Annotated in this window: 23 protein-coding genes, 1 tRNA gene and 1 rRNA gene; 19 read left to right on the top strand and 6 right to left on the bottom strand. The window is 45.5% G+C overall.

Annotated elements, in window-relative coordinates:
* Window positions 1-47 precede the first annotated feature (47 nt).
* The 8 genes from QXR61_04195 to QXR61_04160 all read left to right on the top strand — a co-directional run bounded on the left by QXR61_04195 (window position 48) and on the right by QXR61_04160 (window position 7,484).
* Window positions 48-422, top strand: a complete 375-nt coding sequence (locus tag QXR61_04195) for a hypothetical protein (protein MEM3757145.1) — start codon at window positions 48-50, stop codon at window positions 420-422.
* 130 nt (window positions 423-552) lie between these two features.
* Complete coding sequence (locus QXR61_04190) at window positions 553-1,026, top strand: NAD(P)H-dependent oxidoreductase subunit E (GenBank protein ID MEM3757144.1); 474 nt, start codon at window positions 553-555, stop codon at window positions 1,024-1,026.
* The gene (locus QXR61_04185) at window positions 1,027-2,688 is read left to right on the top strand and encodes a NuoF family protein (GenBank protein MEM3757143.1); all 1,662 of its coding nucleotides are present in this window, start codon (window positions 1,027-1,029) and stop codon (window positions 2,686-2,688) included.
* A gap of 1 nt (window position 2,689) precedes the next feature.
* On the top strand, window positions 2,690-3,397 hold the full coding sequence (gene hoxU, locus QXR61_04180; GenBank protein MEM3757142.1) for a bidirectional hydrogenase complex protein HoxU: 708 nt from the start codon (window positions 2,690-2,692) through the stop codon (window positions 3,395-3,397).
* Window positions 3,398-3,406: 9 nt separating this feature from the next.
* Entirely contained in the window at window positions 3,407-3,940 is a 534-nt protein-coding gene (locus QXR61_04175; protein MEM3757141.1) for an oxidoreductase, read from the top strand.
* Entirely contained in the window at window positions 3,933-5,372 is a 1,440-nt protein-coding gene (locus QXR61_04170) for a Ni/Fe hydrogenase subunit alpha (protein MEM3757140.1), read from the top strand. The genes QXR61_04175 and QXR61_04170 overlap by 8 nt, the downstream gene beginning before the upstream one ends.
* Window positions 5,373-5,866: 494 nt before the next feature.
* Window positions 5,867-6,700 (top strand): type II CAAX endopeptidase family protein, encoded by an 834-nt coding sequence (locus QXR61_04165; GenBank protein ID MEM3757139.1) that lies wholly within the window; start codon window positions 5,867-5,869, stop codon window positions 6,698-6,700.
* Window positions 6,693-7,484 (top strand): type II CAAX endopeptidase family protein, encoded by a 792-nt coding sequence (locus QXR61_04160; protein ID MEM3757138.1) that lies wholly within the window; start codon window positions 6,693-6,695, stop codon window positions 7,482-7,484. Before QXR61_04165 ends, QXR61_04160 begins: the two co-directional genes overlap by 8 nt.
* 248 nt (window positions 7,485-7,732) lie before the next feature.
* On the opposite strand, the gene QXR61_04155 is transcribed toward QXR61_04160, so the two are convergent.
* The 4 genes from QXR61_04155 to QXR61_04140 form a co-directional block, all read right to left on the bottom strand.
* Window positions 7,733-7,806 (bottom strand) — tRNA-Cys (locus tag QXR61_04155).
* A 71-nt stretch (window positions 7,807-7,877) separates the two neighbouring features.
* Window positions 7,878-8,027 carry a hypothetical protein gene (locus QXR61_04150; GenBank protein MEM3757137.1) on the bottom strand — a complete coding sequence of 50 codons (150 nt, stop codon included), beginning with the start codon at window positions 8,025-8,027 and terminating at the stop codon, window positions 7,878-7,880.
* Window positions 8,028-8,039: 12 nt separating this feature from the next.
* A complete protein-coding gene (locus QXR61_04145; protein MEM3757136.1) occupies window positions 8,040-8,339 on the bottom strand; it encodes a DUF424 family protein in 300 nt (99 codons plus the stop codon).
* Between the two features lie 31 nt (window positions 8,340-8,370).
* Window positions 8,371-8,781, bottom strand: a complete 411-nt coding sequence (locus QXR61_04140) for a translation initiation factor IF-2 subunit beta (GenBank protein MEM3757135.1) — start codon at window positions 8,779-8,781, stop codon at window positions 8,371-8,373.
* Window positions 8,782-8,896: 115 nt separating this feature from the next.
* On the opposite strand from QXR61_04140, the gene proS reads away from it, so the two are divergent.
* From proS to QXR61_04120, 4 genes are read left to right on the top strand one after another with little or no spacing between them, the layout of a single operon-like run.
* On the top strand, window positions 8,897-10,321 hold the full coding sequence (proS, locus tag QXR61_04135; GenBank protein ID MEM3757134.1) for a proline--tRNA ligase: 1,425 nt from the start codon (window positions 8,897-8,899) through the stop codon (window positions 10,319-10,321).
* A 30-nt stretch (window positions 10,322-10,351) separates the two neighbouring features.
* The gene (locus QXR61_04130) at window positions 10,352-11,146 is read left to right on the top strand and encodes an electron transfer flavoprotein subunit beta/FixA family protein (GenBank protein ID MEM3757133.1); all 795 of its coding nucleotides are present in this window, start codon (window positions 10,352-10,354) and stop codon (window positions 11,144-11,146) included.
* An 11-nt stretch (window positions 11,147-11,157) separates the two neighbouring features.
* Window positions 11,158-12,150, top strand: a complete 993-nt coding sequence (locus QXR61_04125) for an electron transfer flavoprotein subunit alpha/FixB family protein (GenBank protein ID MEM3757132.1) — start codon at window positions 11,158-11,160, stop codon at window positions 12,148-12,150.
* A complete protein-coding gene (locus QXR61_04120; GenBank protein MEM3757131.1) occupies window positions 12,147-13,535 on the top strand; it encodes an FAD-binding oxidoreductase in 1,389 nt (462 codons plus the stop codon). The genes QXR61_04125 and QXR61_04120 overlap by 4 nt, the downstream gene beginning before the upstream one ends.
* On the opposite strand, the gene QXR61_04115 is transcribed toward QXR61_04120, so the two are convergent.
* Window positions 13,530-14,165: an MBL fold metallo-hydrolase gene (locus tag QXR61_04115; protein ID MEM3757130.1), complete on the bottom strand. Its 636-nt coding sequence runs from the start codon at window positions 14,163-14,165 to the stop codon at window positions 13,530-13,532. The two genes, QXR61_04120 and QXR61_04115, sit on opposite strands and share 6 nt — an antisense overlap.
* A gap of 125 nt (window positions 14,166-14,290) precedes the next feature.
* Here QXR61_04115 and QXR61_04110 point away from each other — a divergent pair, with 125 nt between their 5' ends.
* From QXR61_04110 to QXR61_04085, 6 genes are all read left to right on the top strand, one after another.
* A complete protein-coding gene (locus QXR61_04110; protein MEM3757129.1) occupies window positions 14,291-14,638 on the top strand; it encodes a transcription factor S in 348 nt (115 codons plus the stop codon).
* Window positions 14,639-14,976: 338 nt separating this feature from the next.
* The gene (pcn, locus tag QXR61_04105) at window positions 14,977-15,732 is read left to right on the top strand and encodes a proliferating cell nuclear antigen (pcna) (GenBank protein MEM3757128.1); all 756 of its coding nucleotides are present in this window, start codon (window positions 14,977-14,979) and stop codon (window positions 15,730-15,732) included.
* Window positions 15,733-15,796: 64 nt separating this feature from the next.
* Window positions 15,797-16,897 carry a DNA primase large subunit PriL gene (locus QXR61_04100; GenBank protein ID MEM3757127.1) on the top strand — a complete coding sequence of 367 codons (1,101 nt, stop codon included), beginning with the start codon at window positions 15,797-15,799 and terminating at the stop codon, window positions 16,895-16,897.
* Complete coding sequence (locus QXR61_04095; GenBank protein ID MEM3757126.1) at window positions 16,890-18,128, top strand: DNA primase small subunit PriS; 1,239 nt, start codon at window positions 16,890-16,892, stop codon at window positions 18,126-18,128. The genes QXR61_04100 and QXR61_04095 overlap by 8 nt, the downstream gene beginning before the upstream one ends.
* Window position 18,129: 1 nt before the next feature.
* The gene (locus QXR61_04090) at window positions 18,130-18,681 is read left to right on the top strand and encodes a hypothetical protein (GenBank protein MEM3757125.1); all 552 of its coding nucleotides are present in this window, start codon (window positions 18,130-18,132) and stop codon (window positions 18,679-18,681) included.
* Between the two features lie 45 nt (window positions 18,682-18,726).
* Window positions 18,727-19,332 carry a FumA C-terminus/TtdB family hydratase beta subunit gene (locus QXR61_04085; protein ID MEM3757124.1) on the top strand — a complete coding sequence of 202 codons (606 nt, stop codon included), beginning with the start codon at window positions 18,727-18,729 and terminating at the stop codon, window positions 19,330-19,332.
* Here QXR61_04085 and QXR61_04080 read toward each other — a convergent pair.
* On the bottom strand, window positions 19,303-21,003 hold the full coding sequence (locus QXR61_04080) for a hypothetical protein (protein MEM3757123.1): 1,701 nt from the start codon (window positions 21,001-21,003) through the stop codon (window positions 19,303-19,305). The genes QXR61_04085 and QXR61_04080 overlap by 30 nt on opposite strands.
* 275 nt (window positions 21,004-21,278) lie before the next feature.
* On the opposite strand from QXR61_04080, the gene QXR61_04075 reads away from it, so the two are divergent.
* Window positions 21,279-22,030: ribosomal RNA gene (locus tag QXR61_04075) — 23S ribosomal RNA — on the top strand; the annotation flags it as partial.

Raw genomic sequence — 22,030 nt, 5'->3', positions numbered from 1 at the left:
AATTAAATGTTAAAGTTCCTAGAAATCGTATTTGAGGGAGAAACGGCATGGTTAGTGAAAATGTCTCTGAGGTTTTATCTAAATGGTTGTCCTCATTGTTCCCAACAAGCATTGTTCGCTCTGAGGAGGATAGAATTGAAGTCTACGAGATTGAGGACGGATATAGCATAGGGTATAGGATGGCGTACTGTGTAATGACCAGATGTGGTTTTGAGTTATCTGATTGTTATAGAAATCTGGGTCAATGTATAGTTCATTGCGTTGAAAACGGGTTTGTACCGACGTATATCGCGGTTCCAGAAGATTATCCATATTTAAGGAAACTGGAGAAAATTTTGAGCGTTATAAATTTACCTATAGGTTTAATCGCCATAAGCCCGGATGGTCAAGTTAAGGTTGCCGTTAAACCTCACGTTCCATGATCTACTGAATCCTAGCACTTAAATCAATTTTAAAGTAATCTTAATGAGTAAACCCTTAAATACTCCCCGTCATACCTCATTTAAGAAAGAGAAAGCGTTTAGAAAACAATTATTCGGGGCGGTAAACCCTTTGTTAAAGGAAGATAGGCGCTTACAAATGCTTGAAAGAATTATAAAAGAGCATAACTATCAGAAAAGCGCCCTTCTTGAAGTTCTGCATGCGGCACATGAGCTTTATGGATACTTCGATAAACCTCTTCTAACATATATAGCTGAGCGCCTGAACCTGCCGCCGAGCCATGTTTATGGCGTAGCATCATTTTATCACTTATTCAAGTTTAGGAAGCCCGGTGAGCATGTTATCTCAGCGTGCATGGGGACAGCATGCTACGTGAAGGGTGTTGAAGAGATAATAACGGCAATTGAGAGAGAATTTAATATTAAGCGCGGCGGTTCAAGTCCGGATGGACGGCTCTCACTTTTTGTTACGCGTTGCATTGGCGCATGCGCCATGGCCCCAAATATAACTATTGATAACGAAGTTGTTGGAAGAGCAACTAAAGAGGTTGTTTTGGATAAAATAAGAAAAGTTCTTGGGGGATAAGTGGTTTTGAAGCCAGAGGATATTTTGAGAATCGCTAGAGAGGAAGCCGAGAGACAGAGGTCTTATAGGTATAGGATAAACGTCTGCTGCTCCAGCGGATGCCTACCATTCGGCGCCCTACAAGTTCTTAAAGCGTTTGAGGAAGCTATTAAAGAGTTTGGGCTTCAGGGCGAATGCAGGGTTTCAAGAACCGGATGCGTGGGAACATGCTCAGTCGGCCCAGTAGTTTTAATTGAGCCCGGCGGCTACCTATATCAGAATGTTACGCCGGAGAATGCTAGGGAAATAGTGAAAAGCCACATAGTTTCCGGGAAACCTGTTAAAGAGCTGCTTTATGCGAATGAGGCCTTCTTTAAGAAGCAGCTTAGGCTTGTTCTAAGGAACGCTGGTAAAATAGACCCGCTTAAAATAGAGGATTATATAGCGGCTGGCGGATACTCCGCGCTTATAAAGTGCCTGACAAAGATGACACCAAAGGAAGTGATAGATGAGGTTATTGCAAGCGGATTAAGGGGGCGCGGAGGCGCGGGTTTTCCAACCGGGCAGAAATGGAATTTCGTGGCTAGAGAGAAAAATACTCCGAAATATGTTGTAGCGAACCTGGATGAGGGCGACCCGGGAGTATTCGCTAACAGAACATTGGCTGAGGCGGATCCCCATGCTATAATTGAGGGTATGGCCATAGCCGCCTATGCTGTAGGCGCCGAAAAAGGCTACATTTATGTTAGAGCCGAATATCCGCTAGCGGTTCAGACTTTAAGGGAAGCCTTAAAACAAGCCAGGTCAATGAATCTTATGGGAAAGAATATTCTTGAAACGCAGTTCAGCTTCGATATTGAGTTAAGGTTGGGTGCAGGCGCATTCGTTGCCGGTGAGGAGACCGGTATACTTGCGTCTATTGAAGGGCGCAGAGCAATGCCTAGACCGCGTCCACCGTACCCAGCGACATCGGGATTGTGGGGTAAGCCAACACTCATACAGAATGTTGAGACCCTGGCGAACGTTCCGCTCATAATACTTAACGGTGGAAGCTGGTTTGCTAAGATTGGAACACCAAAATGTACTGGCACAAAATGCTTCTCGCTTACCGGTAAAGTGAACAACCCGGGGCTTATTGAGGTCCCGATGGGAATAACCCTTAGAGAGGTTGTTTTCGAGATAGGTGGTGGGGTTCCGTCTGGGCGGAGATTTAAGGCTGTTCTGGTCGGTGGGCCGTCAGGCGGATGCTTGCCTGAAAGCTTGCTTGATCTTTCGATTGATTATGAGTCTTTGACTAAAGCTGGGGCTATAATGGGTTCTGGCGGCATAGTCGTGATCGATGATGAGTCATGTATGGTTGATACAGCATGGTTCTTCACGGACTTCTGCGTTGATGAATCGTGTGGTAAATGTGTTCCCTGTAGGGTTGGATTGCTGAAAATGAGGAATATTCTGGAGAGGATTATGAAGGGCGAGGGGCGCCTAGAGGACCTAGATATATTGAGCGAGCTGGGCGAGTATGTGAGGGATGTGAGCCTATGCGGTTTAGGACAAACAGCCCCGAACCCGGTCTTAACAACCTTACGCTATTTTAGGGATGAATACATTACCCATATATTTGATAAGAGGTGTCCGGCTGGAAAATGTTTTAGGTCCCAAGTATCTATGAAGGAGGCTCCATGAGATGAGTGGTGCTGGAACAGTTAAATTGAAGATCAATGGTGTTGAGGTTACTGCCTACGAGGGAGAAACAATTCTTGAAGCTGCTAAGAGGGCTGGGATAAGAATTCCAACGTTATGCTATCTAGATGGGTTAAGTAATTATGGTAGTTGCCGCCTATGCATAGTTGAAATTAAGGGTTCGCCTAAACTCTTCCCATCCTGCACAACCCCTGTCAGCAACGGTATGGAGGTCATTACAGACTCTGAGAGGCTGAGGAAATATAGGAAGATGACGGTAGAGCTTCTGCTTTCAGAGAAGCCTCATGTATGCGCCGTCTGCGTCGCTAATGGTAATTGTGAATTGCAGGATTTGGCGAAAGAGTTTGGCGTCGATCACTTGAGGTTCGATCGCGAGTGGACTAGGCAAAAAATAGATTTGACGCATGACTTTCTAGTTATAGACAATAATAGGTGCATTTTATGCACCCGCTGCGTTAGAGTATGCGATGAGATTGAGGGCGTCCATGTCTTAGACATAAAAGCTAGGGGTAAAGACTCGCAGATAATTGTGGATATGGATGAGGATTGGGGCTCGTCTAGATCATGCACATCGTGTCGTAAGTGTGCTAGAGTATGCCCTGTTGGAGCAATATACGTGAGGGACAAACCCATCTCGGAAACGAAGGACAAGGATATAGCCCAATTCATAATCTCAAGGAGGCGGAGATAGATGAGCCGAATCAATAAAGTTAATTTCGCAACGGTCTGGCTTAGCGGCTGCTCAGGGTGCCATATGTCATTTCTAGATCAAGATGAGCGCCTAATAGATCTTGCTGAAAAGATAAATCTTGTTTACAGCCCGCTTATGGATGTTAAGGATTTCCCAGAGAACGTTGATGTGACTATTGTTGAGGGAGCTGTTGGAAACGAGGAGCAGCTACACTTACTCAAGACTGTTAGGGAACACACAAAAATACTTATCGCCATAGGTGACTGCGCGGTAACCGGAAACGTGACCGCATTAAGAAATACCTTGGATAATGGCTCCGAAGAGATTATCCGCAGAGCTTACATAGAATTAACTGATGTTAACCCGCTGACCCCAAACGATGTCCCAAAATTGCTAAAGCGCGCATGCCCATTGAATGAAGTTGTTAAGGTCGATTATTTTATTCCGGGATGCCCGCCATCAGCAGACCTCATAAACTATGTTCTAACCGAAATATTGGCGGGTAGAGCGCCGAATATGGAGGGTAAAGCAAAATATGGTTGAGGAAAGAAGCAATCTGATTGAGATAAAGCCAGTCACTAGGATCGAAGGACACGCTAAGGTGACAATCCACCTATCCGACGATGGAAGCGTTAGAGAGGCTAGACTGCACGTAACGGATTTCCGCGGCTTCGAAAAATTCTGCGAGGGGCGTCCCTTCTATGAGATGCCGAGCATAATGTCTAGGACATGCGGGATATGCCCTGTAAGCCATCTTCTAGCGTCCGTGAAGGCATGCGACGATATATTGGCTGTAAGCATACCTAGAGCCGCTGAGCTTCTAAGGCGCTTAATGCATATGGGGCAGATAATCCAGTCGCATGCGCTGAGCTTCTTTTTCCTCTCTTCGCCGGATTTCCTTTTAGGCATGGATTCTGAGCCATCAAAAAGAAATATTTTCGGATTGATGGAAAGGTATCCGGAGATAGCTAAGCAGGGAATAAAGCTCAGAGCCTTTGGGCAAAAGATAATTGAGTATTTGGCTGGCAAAAGGATACATTCAAGCGACTGGATTGTTCCGGGAGGCGTTGCGGCGCCGCTCTCAAAGGATAAGTCGGAGAGAATCATGAGCGAATATGATGACGCCCTAAAAATAACTCTCGAAAATCTATCCAGATTTAGAGAGATTTTAGAAAAGATGAGCGACGAGATCAAGGGCTTTGGAGACTTCCCAACATATTATATGGGGTTAGTGACGCGGAAAGGCGAATTGGAACATTACGATGGACTAATAAGAATCGTTGATGATAAAGGGCAAATAATTAGCGATCATCTTGACCCAAAAAGATATTGTGAGTATATTGGGGAGGCTGTTGAACCCTGGTCGTATATGAAGTTCCCATACTATAAGCCGCTGGGCTACCCGAAGGGAGTCTATAGGGTTGGGCCGCTGGCGAGACTTAATATTGTTTCACGATGTGGCACACCACTAGCAGACGAGGAACTGAAAGAATTTAAGAAGTGGGGTAAAAACGGCGTTGTCCAAAACACCATGCTATATCATTACGCGCGGTTAATTGAGATACTGTTCTGCATAGAGAAGGTTAGGGAAATCTTAGAGGATCCAGAAGCATATTCCGATAATATTTGGGCTAGGGCCTCCGTCAATAGGTACGAGGGTGTTGGGGTCGCTGAGGCCCCTAGGGGCACGCTTATACATCACTATAAGGTTAACAGGCACGGCTTAATAGAGTGGGCTAATCTCGTAATCGCGACTGAGCATAATAACCTCGCATACAACATGGCTATAACGCAGGTGGCAAAGAAATATGTAAGCGGAGGTAGATTAAGCGAAGGCCTACTGAATAGAGTTGAGGCGGTGATCCGCGCTTTCGACCCGTGTCTAAGCTGCGCTACGCACGCGTGGAGACCTATAGCCCTAGCAATCGAGGTATTTGATTCAGAGGGAAAAATGATACGTAGGCTAACAAGTTAAGAGATTTCCTCCAACTAAAGGCTGGAGATAAATTGGAGTATTAAATTAAAATTTGTGATTACGAGCCCACCCTTTCCCCCTCTCTAGATGCTCAAAGCATCATTTGTTGTTTGTGATTTTTCCCGGAGTTTTTCTCCTTTGTTGAAGGGTAACCCTTGCAGGCAAGTGGGTAAAATAATCTCTCAGCTTAAAGCTGAAAATAGAGGCTATCTGCATAAGCCTGGAAGCTTGGTTGCATCTTACGTTTGCAGGGAGCAAAATCCTTATTAATCTAATCAGTAACATTCAAGATGAGCTTCACTAGCTTGTAAAGTGAGCATTAAGACCGCTTTCTTTGCTTGTTGGTGGGCTTAAATTTAACGCTAAGGAGACTGGAAAACATATATGGGATATACTGCTGAGAAAACCACGATTCTTATGCAATATATAGGCTTAGCGATTTACATGAAGCGCTGTTGGAGAAAAGACTGAAAAATATCGTGGAGGTTATTTAGTTGAATCAGCGTAGCTATGAAAGTAATAGTTTGCTGCTGTTTTTTCTGATAGCCTTTGCCTGGTCTTGGTTCTTCTGGTTATTGCAAATTTGGGGTTTAAACCTTTATGTAGCGCCGTTTGGTCCATTTGTAGCCGCGTTTTTACTTACTTTCATGAATGAGGGAAAGGTGGGCGTTAAAGAATTATTTAAGAAGGGTTTTGATCCTAGAATTGACAAAATATGGTACGCTCCGATTTTCCTGTTAATGCCCGCTATCGCGGGCTTCTCCCTCTTTCTAGCATGGTTAAGCGAAGGAGCCATACCTGAATTGACGGCGCTATCTCAGCCTTGGCTGGTTCCATGGAACCTTGTTTACATATTTTTTCTCGGAGGGCCTCTTCAGGAAGAGTTCGGCTGGAGAGGTTATGCGCTCCCCCGTCTTCAAAGACATCGCTCGGCTCTCGTCTCAAGCGTAATGCTTGGAGTAATCTGGGCTTTCTGGCATCTACCCTTAAACTTCATGGCTCAGCCTCCGGGCCCTCAGTATGAGGCTGCTATCGGAATGCTTCTAGGCTCAATTATCACCATGGCTTTCATGTCGGTATTATTCACTTGGATCTACAACAATACTGGCGGCAGCGTTTTCGCCACCCTACTATTCCATACGATGGTGAACCTATCAACATACGTTGTGTTCCCGGTTTTTGAAACGCGAACTGGGCCATTATATTACCTAGTTCTAATAGTAGCCGTCGCCATGATTATCCTAGCGGTCTTCGGGACAAAAAGAATGGTTCGAGAGAAAAAGGATTTCCTAAAACTAAAAACCAGTGGTGCCGGCCATTTTGGATAAGCTTATCGTTTATTATTTCAGCTTAGTTCTATTAATCGGCAGCTTAACCTATGCCCCATGGATTTTAGCCTCATATGGTATGTTTCCATCTGATTTAGTTTTTGTTTTCGTGATCTTCGGCGGTTTCTCCCCAACGATCGCCGCGTTAATAGTGGCAGAACTTGAATCTGGGAGAAGAGGAACAAAATATTTGTTCGGCCAGTTCGGTCGTAGGGGCTTTTCAAAGATATGGTTTTCGGCGGCGGTTTTCATTCCCCTGGTTCTCGCAGCCTCTTCAATCCTGTTATGGTCCATAGCTGGAGAAACATGTATTCTAGACTTTACGAAGCTGGCCGAGTTTCCGCTGATTCTAATTACGAGCTTCCTGATGAATATGTGGGAGGAAATAGGGTGGAGAGGCTACGCTTTACCAGCACTGCAGAAGAAACATAACGCTGTTATTTCAAGCCTAATTATCGGAGTATTTTGGGCGGCGTGGCACTGGCCACACTTCGCGGTTAAAGACAGCATGATGGCTGTCAACTACCCTAATTTCCTCTGGTTCGCCATCTTCACGTCCCTATACTCGATCTCCTACACTTGGATTTACAACTCCACGCATGGTAGCTTGTTTACCGTATCACTATACCACGCATCCACAAACGCAGTAAACACCACGCTATTCACTAAGGAGAACATTTCCAGCCCTGTTTTCCCATTCTATTTTCTTACAGCCGCTATTTTTGTCTCTATTCTTGTTTCTGTCTTTAAATCAGACTTCCTACATCTCAAAACTGATACTTAACCACCCAAAAGCATACAGAATAGGCGAACCCAACATATTGCGTAGAAGGCATAATTAAAGGATTTTTATTCTCGATTACGGCTTTATCGGGGTCAGTTCTCTACAGTTTCCCTCCAAGCATTCTATCCTCAGCGTCAAAGTCTATTCGTAACTCGCAATGGGACAAAAAGCCAACAATCATACGAAATATTCTTAAGAAAAACCTTAGGGCTGCTTTCTTGGGCAAGTATCACTATTTATAATGTTATTGGAGCCGGGGACGGGATTCGAACCCATGTCAGCGGGTCTGCAGCCCGCCGCCTAGCCGCTCGGCCACCCCGGCTCATGTAGCCTGAGTTTCACACAAAAATTATTTTCTGATTTCTCTAGGATAATAATTTTTCTGATCATATTTTATGGTGCGCCAGCAATTGATGGCTCAAAAATTTTTCTGATAAAGTCTAGGAGGTATTCTATCTGGTTCGTTATTATTCCCGCCGCGAGCATTGTTAACCCTAAGAGTATGATTAGTAATGCGATTATTCGCTTCTCCTCAACCCTCATTTTCTCTTCCCTCTATATCATCTTCATTATTTGTGCATGTAGGACACCGCATATCTCAAATACTGCCTCTGGGTGGACGAAACCCCTCTCAATCGCTTTTTCAACTATGTTTCGTCCGCATAGGTTAACTATCGTTGACTTCTCAATTAATTCTAGAGCATTCTCCACGGTCGTCTTATAGCCGTTGTAAAACTCCTCTTTAACCTCGAAGACTATGCCGCCCTTCCTGAACGTCTTCCCAAGTATATCCGTGTCGCATACCGCTAGGAGAGTGTGCCTCCCCCACTTAGTAATTTTGACATATACTTCCAATATCCCTTCCTTCTCTTCAAGTTATATGCGCTTATATGCGTCTAACCGGCGACTTGGCCCCGCAAGCTTCGCACACCAAAAAATTAAACCTCTTTTCCTTAATAATTTTTGTATCAGGCCTCTTGCAAATCGGGCATATGACGAACTCCTCCATGTAGCGCCTAATAAGCCTATCAAAGTCCTCGTTTTCAAATCTTCCTTGGAAGACGGCTCTTGAGCCCTCGATCGCGCCTGAGGTCGCCATCTCCTTCGACAAGTATCTTAAGACGTGTACCGGATCCCTATTTAAAGTATCGCATATTTCCCTGAAGTTGTTTAGAAAAGTCCTTGAACCAAACGTTGCGGAGGAGGCTCTCGGCACCTCAAGCCTTTCACGCTTGAAGACCTCCGATGGAAGCTGCTTATACGCTTCATTCAGCATCTCTTCATACTCGTGGCTCATTTTTCTCAGCTCCTTCCTCCTCAATTAATCTATTTTTATGAGGAAGCCTAAAAATCTACCTAGAGACACAATAAAATTTATAATCGCGAGTGCTATCTTAAGATGGAATGAGTCTATGAAGAAGTTTGAAAACTTCAGCGAATGGTTTGATGAAATACTTTTCAACGCCGACATACTTGACAATAGGTATCCGGTCAAAGGCTTCGCCGTGTACAAAGCGTGGGGCTTCAAAATAATTAAAAATATAATTGAGATTCTTGAAAGGAAGCTCGATGAGACAGGACATGTTCCAATGCTTTTCCCAATCGTCATTCCTGAAGACGCCTTTGCTAAGGAGTCTGAGCATATTAAAGGCTTTAGTTCAGAGGTTTTCTGGGTTACACATGCGGGTGATAGGGAGCTCGATAAAAGGCTTCTTTTAAGACCAACTTCTGAGACAGCCATGTATCCTATGTTCGCTTTATGGATCAGATCTCACGCCGATCTGCCCCTCAAGGTTTACCAGAGCGTCGCAGTCTACAGATATGAAACCAAGGCCACTAGGCCCCTACTGAGAATGAGGGAGTTCCTCTGGAACGAGGCTCACACAGCGCATAAATCATGGGAGGAGGCTGAGAAGCAGGTTATGGAGGCGATAGAGATCTACAACTATGTCTTTAAGCGCTTAGGTTTAAGCTATCTTGTCTTAAAGAGGCCGGACTTCGACAAGTTTGCCGGCGCAGTTTACTCTATAGCGTTTGATGCTTGGAACCCTGATGGTAGAGTAAACCAGATAGGTACTGTACATAATCTCGGCGAGAACTTTGCTAAAGCATTCGAGATAACGTATGAGGATGTCGATGGCGTACATAAAAATGTTTTTCAGACATGCTACGGCTTCGGTTTAAGCCGCGTTGTAGCCGCCATAATAGCTCAGCACAGCGATGATCACGGTCTCATTCTTCCGCCAGATATTGCGCCGATACAGGTAGTTGTAGTTCCAATCCTGTATAAAGGGACTGCGCGTGAAGTAGACGCCTATGCGAAAGAAGTCTACGAGGTGATTAAGTCAGGCGGCATAAGGGTTCACTTAGATGTATCTGAAGATAAGACCCCCGGAGAGAAATACTATTATTGGGAGAAGTTCGGCGTACCAGTTAGAGTTGAGGTTGGGCCTAGAGATCAGAAAGAGAGGAAAGTTACACTCGTTAAAAGGGTTGACTTAAAGAGATCTGTTGTCGCCCTTGAGGACGCTGTCTCAGCTATAAGAAGCCTCTTTACCGAGATAACGAGGGAGCTGGAAGAAAGGAGCAGTTCAACTCTTAAAGAGTTCATTATCGATGCCGATGATCAATCCTTGCTCAGCGAGATAGTCAAATTGGGCAGGAAGATTGCGAGGGTCTGCTGGTGTGAGAGCGTAGAGTGCGCCGAGAAAATAAGGGAGGTTTCTGGCGGAGAGATAAGGGGCCATAGAATCGATGTCGAAGAGAAGCCTGATAAGCCATGCGTAATATGTGGGCGCGATGCGAAGAGAATCGTATATGTGGCGAGAGCATATTAGGAGGAAACCTGCCCTAGGAGACGTGTTTATTTGAATATAATAGTTCTCATGAAGCAGGTTCCTGAAATCGAGAAGGTTCGATTCGACCCTGAGAAGGGACGCCTCGATAGGAGTTCAGCCGGAGCCACAACAAACCCCTTCGATTTAAACGCTCTTGAGGCCGCAGTACAGATAAAAGAGAAGCTTGGGGGCTTAGTGACCGCGATAAGCATGGGCCCAATGAAGGCTGAGGAGATGCTTAGGGATGCGCTTGCGAGAGGGGCTGATAGGGCGATACTGTTGTCGGACGAGAGGTTTGCTGGCGCCGATACTCTGGCAACCGCCTACACCCTCGCGGCGGCGATAAGGAAGATCGGCTCCTTTCACCTAGTTATTTGCGGTGAGAAAACGGTTGACGGGGATACAGCTCAGGTTGGACCTGAGGTCGCCGAGTTTCTTAATGTTCCTCACGCTGCGTTTGTTGAGGAGATTCAGCATGTGGATGAGCATAACATTGTTGTTAAGGCTAGGATGGAGCGAAGCCACTATATCATTAGGCTTAGTTTGCCGGCTCTAATAACGGTGACAAAGGATGTGAACGCTCCACGCTTGCCGAGTTTAAGGGATAAGTTAAAGGCGATGCGGGTGCCAGTAACAATTTGGAGATACGAGGATTTAACTGAAGTCGCTGATCCACAGTATTTCGGGTTTGACGGTTCGCCCACACGCGTAATCAGAGTCTTTACTCCAACAGCCGAAAAGAGGCGCGGCCAAATGATATCCGGGCCGCCTAATGAAGTGGCCAAAAAGGTCGTTCAGATTCTCATGGAAAACAAGATTCTGTAGTGGGGTTAAATATGTCTGATGAATGCAGCGTCCTAGTTTTTGCCGAGCAGGAAGATGGCAGGATACATAACGTAACATATGAGCTGCTCGGTAAAGGTAGGGAGCTCGCGGATAGGCTCAAAAATTCTCTCTGCGCGGTTCTCCTAGGATACGGCCTTGTAAACGAGGCGAAAGAGTTGATTTATTATGGTGCAGATAAGGTTTACCTTATTGACCATCCCTCCCTCAGAGAATTCGATGTTGTTAAATACAAGCATAATATCGTTAAGATTGTTAGTGAGGTGAAACCCGACATATTCCTGATAGGCGCTACTAGGATTGGTAGGAGCCTTGCGCCTAGAGTTGCAGCGGCTTTAAGAACCGGTTTAACCGCTGACTGCGTTGATCTGGATCTTGATGAGGATGGGAACCTTCTGCAGATTAGACCTGCTTTCAGCGGCAATATTATGGCGCAGATAAAAACTAGAACTAAACCTCAGATGGCAACCGTCAGATACAGGGTTATGAAGCCCTTAAATAGGGATCCAAGTAGGAGGGGTGAAATAATAGTTAGGGAAGCCGATGTTCCGGAGAAAACGGGAATAGAGATTTTAGATAAAGTCGAGATTAGGGGCGTAAACATTCCTGAAGCAGATGTTATTGTAGCCGCCGGCAGGGGGTTAAGAAGCCCGGAAGACTTTAAGATCCTACAGGAGTTAGCTACGCTTCTGGGCGGTGCCTTAGGTTCAAGTAGACCTCTCGTCGACGATGGGTGGATAGGTAGGGAGCATCAGGTTGGATTTAGCGGAAACGTTGTCAAGCCTAAAGTTTACATAGCCCTCGGGATATCAGGCGCTCCTCAACATTTGTTCGGCATGAGGGATTCAGACCTGATCATCGCAGTTAACAAGGATCCGTCCGCGCCGATAATAAGCGTCTCAGACTACTATGTGATAGGAGATTTATATGAGATAATTTACCCATTAATTAATGAGATTAAAAGGGTGAAAGGGTTGATTAAATGATGTCCTCCAATTTTTTAAACGCTGTTGTTGAGGATTTAAAGGGGATAGTTGGCGAGAGATGGGTTATAACCCAAAGAGATCTCATGGAGAGCTACTTGAGGGATGAAACCCCTGAACCAATTAGACCTAAACCGGCTGAAAACCTGATCCTCGTTAAACCTTCCTCAACAAAAGAGGTTTCGTTAATCCTTAAAATTGCCAACGATAGAAAAATCCCGGTCTTCCCTGTTGGTGGAAGAACTGGGCTGGTCGGAGGATCTGTTCCAACCGAGCCGGGCATAATACTTTCGCTTGAGCGCATGAGTAGAATTGAAGTAGATAGAGATAACCTTATGGCTGTCGCCGAAGCCGGAGCAACGCTAGGCGATTTAATTAAGGCTGCGGAAGAAGCCGGCCTATTTTTCCCTCCTCATCCGGGTGACGAAGGCGCCCAGATCGGTGGGCTGATAGCGACTAATGCTGGCGGGGCTAGAGCCATAAAGTATGGCGTCATGAGAAATTATATTAGGGGCTTGGGGGTCGTTCTTCCAACAGGCGAGATCTTATCATTGGGTGGTAAGATTCTGAAGAATAATGTTGGCTATGACTTAATGCAGCTGATTATTGGAAGCGAGGGAACGCTCTGCGTTATAACGAAGGCTGTGATAAGGCTTTTTCCGAAAAGCAGATCCATGGTCACGTTGGTTATCCCCTTCGATAAGCGTTCAGACGCATTAAAAACTGTTCCGGCGATATTGAGGTCGGGCGTTATGCCTTTAGCAATAGAGTACATCCAAATAAACGAGATACTGGAGGCCGCTAAGCATTTGAATGAGAGCTGGCCTGTTCAAAAAGGCTTTGCTCAACTAATAATTATTCTGGATGGGATGAGTCAAGAGGAGGTTTTAAGGGCTTGCGAGGAAATATCGCTGATATGCGAGGCTAACAATGCCCTAGATATATTGCTTGCCGAGACTCCTGAAGAGCAGAATAGGATTCTAAAGGTGAGAAGCAATATCTATACGGCTCTTAAGCCGAACATGATAGATATTCTGGACGTAACTGTTCCGCCGAGCTGCCTAGAGGAGCTAATGAACGAGGTCGATGCGATAAGCTCGAAGTACGGTGTGTATTTACCAGCCTACGGTCATGCTGGTGACGGGAACCTTCACGTGCACATAATGAAAGAGGGGATAGAAAGCGAGGATATGGTGAAGAAGATAAAGAATGAAATTTACGAGAAAGCTGTGCGCTTGGGCGGTACGATAACTGGTGAGCATGGTCTCGGAAAAATAAGGCTTGAAAACCTGCGCATGGTTCTAAGTGAGAAGCATCTTGAGATCCTAAGAAGCATAAAAAGGGTGTTTGATCCAAACAACATCCTTAATCCGCGCGGCCTCCTATAATAGAAAGAGATTGAATCTTCGCTCTATGCCGACGCTTGTGCTCCCACCGTGGCCGGGATACACCACTGTTTCGTCCGGCAGAACCAAAATCTTCTTCTTTATCGAGTACATGAGATCTCTATGTGAAGAGCCCGGAAAATCAGTCCTACCTATAGATCCGGCGAATAAAGCATCCCCTGTAAATATGGCCTCCAAATCTTTACAGTGAAGCGATATGCTTCCGGGCGTATGTCCCGGAGTATGAAGAACTCTAAATTTTATATGCCCGACCTTGATCTCCTCTCCGCCCCGAAGAATTATGTCTGGTAGGGGAGAAACCACGTGTAATCCTAGCATCAGTGACAGGTTTTTCGCTGGGTCAATTAACATGTCGATATCTCTGAAATGCGTCGCTAGGATGGCTCCTGTAGCCTCCTTGATCTTGGAGTTTCCGCTGATGTGGTCTACGTGCCCGTGAGTGTTAACTATATATTTAATGCGCAGACCGTTCTCCCTAATCTTGCTGAGAACCTTATGCCACTCTTCCTCGGTGAAGCCTGGATCTATTATGAGTGCTTCATGCGTTTTCTCACAAAAAACTATGTAGCAATTCGTGTATAGAGGGCCCACCGTTAAAGATATTGTTGGCAAATATTCACACCTTGCCTATGTTTTAATTCTGTTAGGCTTAAAATACTTATAAGGGGAAAGTTTAAAAGCATCTTTTCTCTTTCTTAAAAGAGAACTGAGGATAAAAGGCAGCGTGGAGGGAAACCTTGATAGAATTCTGCCCAAACTGCGGAACTAGGCTAATTATTAAGCGAAAGAAGGATTCAAAGGAAACTTTCCTCTCATGTCAGAAGTGCGGCTATGAACGGCAAGTAGAGGCTCCGATCTTTTCTCTATCTAGAAGGATCACTGAAATTAAGCCAGAAGACAATATTGTTGTGATCGGGGAGAAGGAGCAAAAACTGAAAACTCTTCCAGTAATCACTGTTGAATGCCCCAAATGCGGAAATAATCTAGCATATGTTTGGCAAGTTCAAACTAGAGGCGCTGATGAGTCATCAACTCAGTTCTTTAGATGCACTAGATGCGGCTACACGTTTAGAGAGTATTCCTAGTCCAAAAATTATTCTCTAAATTGGCATAATTTGATCTTTAAGTTAAGATAGATGTGTGAAATTTTATGTATGAGGCACGTTTATTAAAACATGTAATCCTATTGGCGGTGTAATCTCAAGGAGTGAAAAAGTCGAATATAACGTAAAGTTTACATGCTATGAATAAATTTCCCACGATTCATTTTTGGACATTTTAAGCAGTTTTGTTTACTTGAAGAATCTTGAACATAGTTTTCCCCTATTTTCATTTGGGTTTAGCCGGATAATAAGGTTATAAGCGGGTGCGAAATAATTTAAGGTGATAAGGCGATCGCTGGTGCCGCGCGGAGGTTGCCCTATTGTTCAGGATTAGGATTTCAGATACGAAAACATTCCGAAGCGTTTTAGACGCGTTATCTACGATCATAGATGAGGCAACTTTTACGATAAGCCCGGATGGCATAAGGCTTAGGGCTATGGATCCCTCCCGTGTAGCAATGGTTGACTTTGAGATGAAGAGAACTAGCTTCGACGAGTATGAGGCTACAGAAGACTCTAAGGTATGTGTTAACCTCAATGAGCTTAAGAAGCTGCTTAGGAGAGCTGGCAAAGACGATATTATTGAACTCTCTTTGAATGAAGAGGCTGGACAGTTTCTCGTTAGAGTAAGGGGGAGATACACCCGCACGTTTTCACTGCCGGTGTTGGAGACAAGCGAGGAAGAAGTTCCAGAACCAAGATTGACGTTTAATGCAAAGGTAACCCTTACAGCCAGCGACTTCTATGATACTCTGAAGGATGTTGAACTGGTCAGCGACAGCGTTAGAATAGAGACTGATGGCGAAAGGTTCATAATGAATGCTAAAGGCGACGTCGCTGGAGCCGAAATAGAGATAAAGAAGGGCGATGATACGCTGATATCTATAGAGGCTAAAGAGCCTTCGAGGGCAACATTCAGCCTAAGCTACCTGACAGATATCGTTAAAGCAGCTTCAGACACATCTGACATCGTTACACTTGAGTTTTCAACAGATATGCCGTTACGTTTAGATTTTAGGCAACGTTATGATGGTAAACTGGTATATCTGCTGGCGCCAAGGGTGGAAGTTGAATAACGTGAAGCAGCGTTCGCAGGCATAGCGCCCCTAGAAAATAGCGGCTTAGCGGCTCCGGGAGAGCATGGAGGGAGAAATAATACTTACGCTAAACGATTTAGCTAAGTACCCATTTACACCCGAGGCTGCTAATGAGGTAAAAAAGCTGGATTTTAGGATAGAGCATCTCATGAACCCTGATTATAGGCCTGTGCTTGAGAGGGCTGAGAAGAGAATAATTGAAGCCTTAACGACTAACCCGCCTGAAGTAGGCTATGACCCGCATGCATATAGCGAAGATGTAGAGGTGCTCTCTTTTCCAGTCGCAATAGTTTTGGTGGCGGCTTTAGCCAACGACTACGTTAAGAGGCGGTATGCTTTAGCCGAAGCTAGAAGAGCCTACGAGATCCTTAGGACTGAAAAAGAAGAGAAGATTATTGAAATAGCCAGTAAATTTGGTTGGAGGATAAGGGCATTAAGTAGACAAGTAAACTTCACAAAATTCGACTTCGCCATACACTTCATAGAATATCTAAAGAACGCGGCATCCTTCCACGAGAAGGAATGGAAACTAGTGAATAGGCTGGTTTATAACGGAGAGGTATATTTGTCTAAGCAGGATGTTGCGCGCCTACTTCAAGAGGAGATTAGACGCTATATTGAGTCCAAGATAAATCTCAGCGTAGGCTTAAAGGTTCCCGAGGAGATCTTAGAGCGTGTAGAAAGACTTAGGCAGCTTTGCTCCGAAAGGATGAAGGAGGCTCCTCTCGAACCAGTTCCATCGGATGTTGTAGATGATGCTTTCCCACCATGTATGAGGGAGCTTTATGGGGCGGTTAAAGCTGGGCGGCATGTATCCCATGTTGGGCGGTTTGCTTTAACATCCTTTCTCTTAAATATAGGGATGGGCCCTGACGCTATAATCGATCTATTTCGGAAATTATCTGATTTCAATGAGAGGATAGCTCGATATCAAATCGAGCATATTGCTGGTGAAAGGGGCTCAAGAACGAAGTACACTCCACCTAAATGTGATACGCTACGCACCCATGGGCTATGTTTAGGCGCGGATGACTTATGTAGAAGAGTTAAGCATCCGTTAACCTATTATCTTAGGAAAACAAGGGCTCTCAGAATTAGGGAAAAAGAAAAAATGGATGAGTTAAAGAAGGATGAAAATGGATAACCTAACTTTTATCCGCGAAGCGTTCTCCACATTTTACAGTAATAATGTTGATAGAGTTGAGATACCGAAATCCATCGAGAGTCGAGAGTTTGGTTTCACGTTATTTAAAGAGGGGGTTATGGTTAGACATAAAGGGTTTATGAACCCTGAAGACCTGAAAGACTTCATTAAAAGAAATGTTCCCTCAAACGTTTATTATTCAGCAGCCTACTATAGTGTTCCGGAGGCTAAAATGGATGAGAAGGGGTGGCTTGGCTCGGACTTGTTCTTCGATATAGACGCTGACCACATACCAACTAAATGTGACAAAAAACATGATACTTGGACATGTAAGGGATGCGGTTTAAAGGGCAAGGGAAAAACACCGGAAAAATGCCCCAACTGCGGCAATGAAAGCTTCGATGAGAAAACTTGGCCTTGTGAAGCGTGTTTAGAGACCGCGAGGAGCGAAACAATAAAGCTGATAGATATATTGATGGATGATTTAGGCTTCTCAGATAAGGAGGTAAAGTGTTCTTTTAGTGGACATAGGGGCTACCATGTTCAGGTTGATAGCGAAGATATCCTAAACCTTGATTCAAATGCCAGAAAAGAGATAGTTGACTATGTGACCGGAACCGGCATAGACGCGGCTTTTCACGGGCTTGAGGAGGTCAGAGATGGGAAGACAAGCTTCATAATCGGCCCGAGCCTAGACGACATCGGCTGGCGCGGGCGCATGGCAAGAGGCCTATATGAGTTTCTTTTAACAGCCGTAGACGTGGATTTAAAGAGGCTCAGGTTGAAGAAAAGAACCATTGAGAGAATTTTAGCTAACAGGGATGAGATTCTAGAGAGCTGGAAGGTGAATGGCCCATGGAATATAGTTGAGGGTTTGGGTTTGGAGGGTTGGCGTAAAATCATTCATCACAGCATCGCATTCCAGTCCGCTAAGGTTGATACTGTCGTCACGGTTGACGTCCATAGACTTATACGCCTACCCGGAACATTGCATGGAAAGACCGGCCTACTTAAAATCTCATTCCCGGTAAGTAGGATTGAGGATTTTGATCCGCTTAAAGAGGCTTTAGCGTTCAGGAGCGAGGATAAGGTTGAAATATATGTTGATGAGGCCCCCGCCTTTAGGCTGGGAGATGAGGTCTTCGGCCCCTTTGAAAAGCAAAAGGTTAAGCTGCCTCTCTCAGCAGCCATCTTCCTTTTATGTAAGAATGCCGCTAGAGTGATTGATTAACATGTATGACGAGCTCCTCGAGTTTTGGAGAAGGGAAAGGGAGAATATCGGTCTGCAAAGCTTGCCGAAAGACTTCTATGCGCGTCTAGCCGACTACATGAGAAGAATCCGTGAAGAAAGACGTATGATGGATGAAGAGAGCTTGAGGGGTAAACTCCTGCAGAAGGAGGAAGAAAACGTCAGGAAGATGATTGGCGAGTTAATCCGCATGAGACATGACAAGATTCTACAGTTGGTCATCAGCGGCGAGATAGTGCCGCTAACGGCGTTAACTGAGGAGGAAGAAAGCTTCTACAGTAATCTATCTGCGCATTCGGAGGCGTATAGGAGCCTGCTGGACGACATAATGCAGGGGCGGAAGCCGAGAAAAATTAATCGTAGGGAGACTAAAGGCTTCCTCACTGTCCGCATAGTTAAGGAAATCCCTCAAATAGTTGGGGTCGACATGAAGATATATGGTCCGTTTAAACCCGAAGACATAGCTACGCTTCCAGAGGAAAATGCTAGGGCATTAATAAAGCAGGGTGCCGCTATAGAGATAAACATTCAATAACTAACGACTATTCTCATCAACAATAACGTGTAGGAGCGTGCGCGCATGACCTTCAATTTGATGACCCCGCTTTCAGAGAGCGATATTCGTAGGCTACATGTTGGTGATATAGTCTACATTACTGGGACTCTGGTTACGGCGCGTGACGCAGCGCATAAAAGAATTCATCAGTATTTGATGGAGTCTAAAGAGCTTCCTTTCAACCTTGAAGGTTTAGCGCTCTTTCACTGCGGCCCCTTAGCTAAGAAAGTTGATGGCGAGTGGGTTATATTGGCGGCTGGGCCGACAACCAGTGTGCGTATGGAGGCATTTGAACACGAGGTCATTGAAAAACTTAAAGTTAGGCTGATAATTGGTAAAGGTGGGATGGGGGAGAAGACTAAAAGAGCCATGATGGAGCACGGCGCAGCCTACGCGATGTTTACCGGTGGAGTAGCCGTTTTAGCGGCGAAATACGTTAAGAGGGTTAGAGATGTTTTATGGATGGATTTAGGCATGCCCGAAGCCGTCTGGTTTCTTGAGGTTGAAAACTTTGGCCCGCTAATAATAGCTATGGACTCTCATGGAGCCAACCTGTTTGAAAGGGTTGCTGAGGAAGCTGGGAGAAGAATGGATGGGGTGCTAGGAGGCCTTAGAGGCTCTGTCGCTTAAAACTCCCTTCACCTTAAGAAGAATAATTAATGCCGTAAATATCAGGCTGGAGTATGCAAGTAACGCCAGCAATGGAGCAAAGTAGGCTGTCAGTAGAGCTGCAAGCAGAATAAAGTGTCTCCACTCGACAAATATTCTTTCGCCGCTAACCCCAACCCTATAGATCAGGTTGGCGAGATCCCTAAACGGCTTCAGAAAAACGTTGCTTGAATCAATCTTCTTTATGGCTTCTTCTACCTCACTTATGAGCGGCCAATATGCGTAAAGATCCGGTATGTTAAAGCCAAATGAGTTAAGCTTATCAGCTACGCTTTCGTTTGCAGCTACGCTTAAGTAGTAGCAGAGCGCCACATTATCCCTAAGGGTTTTACCGCTTAAAATCTTAAAGAACCTAGCGTAGTAATCTAGGCCACCATATTCTGCAGCTAATCTGTTAACAACGTAGTATGCCGCCGTATAAAGTGTATTTAAATCTCTTGGCGCATGTGTAGGCGTCCAATCGAGGAGGAAACTTAAATCATTGTATGTTAACACAATATTCTTAATGTTGTCTTCGATCTCATCCTTAATCATTTTCGCGCCCTCATAACCTAGTTTTCCAGCTACTTCTAAGCTAACGTATTGCGCCATCCCCTCATGGAACCATAGTAGGTTCTGAGGCGATATTCCTGCCTTCCAGAGAAAGTGGTGGATGAGCTCGTGGAGCGCTATAACCTCCAAGTAACCCTCAATATACCTTGTAAACATAAGGTTCACATATATGTCGCCTAAATCCTTGCCTGAAAACGGCACATAACCTCCAATCGACATAAGGGAGTCGAAGTCGGGAACAAAGAATCTTATGGTTACACCCTTATTCTCCCCTGAAGGCGAATACTGACCAAGCGTCGTGTTAAATAAGTTGATAAGCATATTATACGTCAAATTATATAGGTTTAAAATCTTCCAAGCGTAAGGCTCATAGCGCTTAACAGTGTTAAACCTAAAGACCCCGCTCTCAAGGATAATTGAGCTAGGCTCCTTATCAATGGCCCTGAAGCCTATCTGTATACGTAGGAGATTTTCGGTCGCCGGTATCCCTCTAAAGAGGACAAAGCTTGAATTGGACAGCGCTTTATCCGGCCTATAAAGGCTTCCCCCTACCGCCAAAGCCTCATTTAAGTCAGCCCTAAATTTCGGTGGAAAAATAACTGCGGCCTCGAATTCGCCTCCGCCTTTAAAACCTATCTGCGGCGAATAGAAGATACCATGTGTTGATTCGGTTTCAACCACCATGGCGGCCAGAGAAAAATTGTATTCAACCACAATCTCAAACTCGCTACCGTCAGATATAAACTGGAACTCTAATACTTTGTAAAAGTAGTATTGGGAACCAGTATACTTCTCTGGGTCTTCAAGCGTCCACCTGAAAACTCTCCCTTTAGTCGTATAATTCAACCATTCAGAGAACCTTGGTACAAAGATCCAGAAGGATCCGCTCGCCCTACTACTGTGAAACATTATTCTGACAAGCGCCCCTCCTTCCTCATCAATAATGAAACTATATCTAAGGTATTCAGTGCCTTGGGAGTACTTCAAGCCTACATGAAGGAGCGAAGCATATGGAGCGATATAGGGATTTAACAGGAAGAGCAGGACGATTGCCCGCGCAGATAAAAGCGCATGACCCATATAAAAGTCTCCGCAAAATTTAAAGTGACAAGGAAAATATTAAGGTTTATTCAAAACGAAATATGGCATGAACAAGGCAACTAGCTTTATATAGGGGTAACAGCAAAGTTTATATCGGGAAAATACTATCAAAAGTTTTTGCTGAAAACAGAAAACGTGCACCCCCTCAATATCGAGTTGAGGGGGGAAGGGTGAAAGTGGGAGTGAAACCCCATTCACTCTCACAATGAGCACCACGCATAGGCCCAACGTCAAACAGACGCTGAATCCGAGTAGGCCCGACACGCCGACGCCGTCTGGTGGATGGCTCGGCTTGGGCGCCGAAGAAGGGCGCGGCAAGCTGCGATAAGCCCCGGGGAGGCGCATGCAGCCTTCGATCCGGGGATTCCTGAATGGGACCTCCCACCGTAAGGGTCTTTCGGCTCTTACGGTGCTTCCACCTCCCTTCGGGGAGGGGAAGCGGGAACCCCCCGAACGGAAACATCTTAGTAGGGGGAGGAAGAGAAACCAACAGGGATCCCCTAAGTAGGGGCGACCGAAAGGGGGAGAGCCCAAACCAAACCCTGCGGGGAAACCCGTGGGGGATGTGGTGTTGTGGGCCCGGCCAACGCTTCTCCTCGGCGAAGCCGAAGTGGCCTGGAACGGCCCGCCGCAGAGGGTGATAGCCCCGTAGGCGTAAGCCGAGAGGAGCTATGGGGCCGGTGACCCAGAGTACCGTACCCCGGTTTGGGTGCGGGAATCAGGGAGTCATCAACTTCCAAGGCTAAACACGTCCCAAGACCGATAGCGAACAAGTACGGTGACGGAAAGCTGAAAAGCACCCCGGAAGGGGGGTGAAAAGAGCCTGAAACCAGACGGCTACAGGAACGTGCGCGGCCTGAAAGGGTAGATCCCTCCCAAAGTCAACCGCGGCGACGCGGAAGACGAGGGAGGGGGACCAGGGTCGCGCATTCCGTCTAGAAACACGGGCCGGGGAGTTCACAGCCGTGGCAAGCTTAAGGGTTTAAAGCCCGTAGGCGTAAGGAAA

Source organism: Candidatus Bathyarchaeia archaeon, assembly GCA_038882715.1.
Taxonomy (GTDB): Archaea; Thermoproteota; Bathyarchaeia; order Bathyarchaeales; family DTEX01; genus DTEX01.
Note: the sequence above shows the minus strand (reverse complement) of the source record. Positions and strands in the feature narration are given on the sequence as shown.